The sequence below is a fragment of the Variovorax sp. 01T439_2 genome, from assembly GCF_056398445.1.
Genome location: NZ_JBFTPJ010000769.1, coordinates 1 through 2,890 on the forward strand (window position 1 = coordinate 1; position 2,890 = coordinate 2,890).

General features: G+C 68.7%; 3 protein-coding genes. All 3 read left to right on the forward strand.

Translation table 11 applies throughout. The features are described 5' to 3' along the window. Nucleotides 1-101 precede the first annotated feature (101 nt). Complete coding sequence (locus AC1DOC_RS27440) at nucleotides 102-1,073, forward strand: VOC family protein (protein WP_012748262.1); 972 nt, start codon at nucleotides 102-104, stop codon at nucleotides 1,071-1,073. A gap of 17 nt (nucleotides 1,074-1,090) precedes the next feature. After that, the gene (locus AC1DOC_RS27445; RefSeq protein WP_418145506.1) at nucleotides 1,091-2,083 is read left to right on the forward strand and encodes a Bug family tripartite tricarboxylate transporter substrate binding protein; all 993 of its coding nucleotides are present in this window, start codon (nucleotides 1,091-1,093) and stop codon (nucleotides 2,081-2,083) included. Between the two features lie 29 nt (nucleotides 2,084-2,112). Next, nucleotides 2,113-2,890, forward strand: a 778-nt coding sequence (locus tag AC1DOC_RS27450) for an FAD-dependent monooxygenase (RefSeq protein WP_478130896.1), incomplete at its 3' end; no start/stop codon positions are given.

A 2,890-nucleotide genomic window follows, 5' to 3' on the forward strand; every position in this document is an offset into this window, starting at 1 on the left:
GGCCTCGGCCGCGAGAAAGGCCGCGAAGGCATCTTCCAGTACATGGAGCAAAAGAGCATGTACTGGGGCACCAACGAACAACCTCTGCCATGGGCACTGACATGAGCGTACTTGGCATCGACCAGATCACCTACGGGGCGGACGACCTGCCCACCTGCCGCCGTTTCTTCGAGGACTGGGGCTTGGCGCTCAAGTCGGAAGCGGCCGACGAACTCGTCTTCGAATGCCTCAACGGCTGCAAGGTGGTCGTCGCGGCGTTGGACAAGGCGGGCCTGCCGAGCGCGATGGAAGAGGGCCCGACGCTGCGCGAAGTGGTGTGGGGCGTCGAAAGCGAGGCGGACCTCGATCGCTACGCCGCCGCCATCGCAAGAGACCCGGCCTTTTTCGATGGCACGGTCGACGGCGCGCGCCGCATCGGCTGTATCGACCCGAACGGCCTTGCCGTGCGGCTGCAGGTCAGCCGCAAGCATGCGGTCGAAGTCGACTGCGGCGCGATGAACACCTGGAACGCCAAGCCGCGCGTCAACCAGCCCGCACCGGTCTACGAACGCGCGACGCCGATCGAGGTCGGCCACGTGGTGTTCTTCGTGAGCGACGTGGCGGCCACCAGCGCGTTCTATGCGCAGCGCTTCGGCTTCATTTCGTCCGACAGCTATCCGAAGCGCGGCGCGTTCATGCGCTGCGCGCCGGAGGGCGGCCACCACGACCTCTTCCTGCTGCAGATCCCTTCGGGCAAGCGCGGACTCAACCACGTGGCCTTCACCGTGCGCGACATCCACGAGGTGTTCGGCGGTGGCCTGCACTTTTCGCGCCGYGGCTGGGAAACGCAGCTGGGCCCGGGGCGGCATCCGGTGTCTTCCGCGTACTTCTGGTACTTCAAGAATCCGGCCGGCGGCCTGATCGAGTACTACGCGGACGAAGACCAGCTCACGGCCGACTGGCAGCCGCGCGAGTTCGAGCCGGGGCCTACGGTGTTCGCCGAATGGGCGGTCGACGGCGGCCTCGACGGCAACACGCGCCGCCAGAAGAACGCGGAAGGGCCGAAGGGCGCCTTCCTCACGGAGAAAAAGTGAATCCCACAACCACCACCATGCAACGACGCCTTTCCCTTTCCCTTGTGTTCGCCGCGCTGTCGGCCTTTGCCATCGCTTCGCCCGCGCAGGCGCAGGGCGAGGTGCAGAAGCAGCTTTCGAGCGAGCGCTTCACCATCGTCTCGCCGTTCCCGCCCGGCGGTCCGGTCGACACGCTGGCGCGCGTGCTGTCGGACGGGCTCGCCAAGCGCTACGGCCAGGCCGCGGTGGTCGAGAACCTGGTCGGCGCGGCCGGCAACATCGGCATCGACAAGGTCAAGCGCGCCAAGGGCGACGGCCACACGCTGCTCGTGGTGCCCGCGGGCAACCTCACGATCAACCCCACCTTGATGCCGAACTTCCCGTTCGACATCGAGAAGGACTTCGTGCCCGTCACCATGCTGGCCAAGGCGCCCAACGTGCTGGTGGCCTCGCCCTCGTCGGGCATCAAGAGCGCGAAGGAGCTGGTGGCGCGGGCCAAGGCCAAGCCCGATTCGCTTTCGTACGCCTCGCCCGGCGTGGGCAGCGGCCTGCACCTGGCGGGCGAGCTGTTCAAGCAGCAGGCCGGCATCGAGATGCTGCACGTGCCCTACAAGGGCACCGCGCCCGCGCTCAACGACGTGCTCGGCGGCGCGGTGCCGCTGATGTTCAGCAACCTGCCCGCGACCATGCCCTTCATCAAGAACGGCAAGCTGGTGGCGCTGGGCGTGACCGAGGCCGCGCGCAGCCCGGCCGCGCCCGACATTCCGACGCTGGCGGAGCAGGGCATCCAGGGCGTGGCCGTGACCTCGTGGTATGGCCTGCTGGCGCCCAAGGGCACGCCGCCCGCCGTGGTCGAGCAGCTCGCGAAAGACGCCGCGGAGATGCTGGCGCAGCCCGACGTGCGCGAGCGCCTGAAAGCGCAAGGCATGACCGATGCAGCGATGAAGCCGGCCGCGTTTGCCGCGCACATCCGCGAAGAAACAGCCGTGTGGGCCAGGATCATCAAGGCCCGCAACATCGTGGCCGAGTGAGCCGCGAACAACAAAAAGGGGAGACACCCATGAAGACAAGCGAATCCACCATCGGCATCGTCGGCGCAGGCATCGGCGGCCTGGTGGCAGCCATCGCGCTGCGGCGCGCCGGGCACGACGTGGCCGTGTTCGAGCAGGCGAAGCAGTTCGCCCGCGTCGGTGCGGACATCAACCTCACGCCCAATGCGGTGCGTGCGCTGGACGGCCTCGGCGTGGGCGAGGCCGCGCGGGTCACGGCGGCCCGGCCTTCGCACCGCATCAGCCGCACCTACGACACGGGCGAGGAAACCTCGCGCCTCGAGATGGCCGATTCGGCCGAGCAGCGCTACGGTGCACCGCAGCTCACCATCCACCGCGCCGATCTGCTGGCTGCGCTGGCCGACATGTTCCCGGCCGAGTGCGTGGCGCTGGGCAAGCGCGCGGAGACCATCGCCGCGGACGAGAAGGGCGTGAGCCTCTCGTTCAGCGACGGCACCGGCGCCCGCGTCGGCGCRCTGCTCGGCGCCGACGGCATCCACTCGTGCGTGCGCACCGCCATGTTCGGCGCCGAGAGCCCGCGCTTCACCGGCATCGTCGCCTACCGCGCCGTGGTGCCCGCCGAGCGTGTGGCGGGCGTGCCCAACCTCGGTGCCTTCACCAAGTGGTGGGGCCCGAATCCGCAGAGCCAGATCGTCACGTTCCCGCTCAACCGCGGCAGGGACATCTTCATCTTCGCGACCACGCCGCAGGACACCTGGCACCTCGAATCCTGGACCGCGCCCGGCAGCGTCGACGAACTGCGCGAGCAGTACGTGGCCTACCACCCCG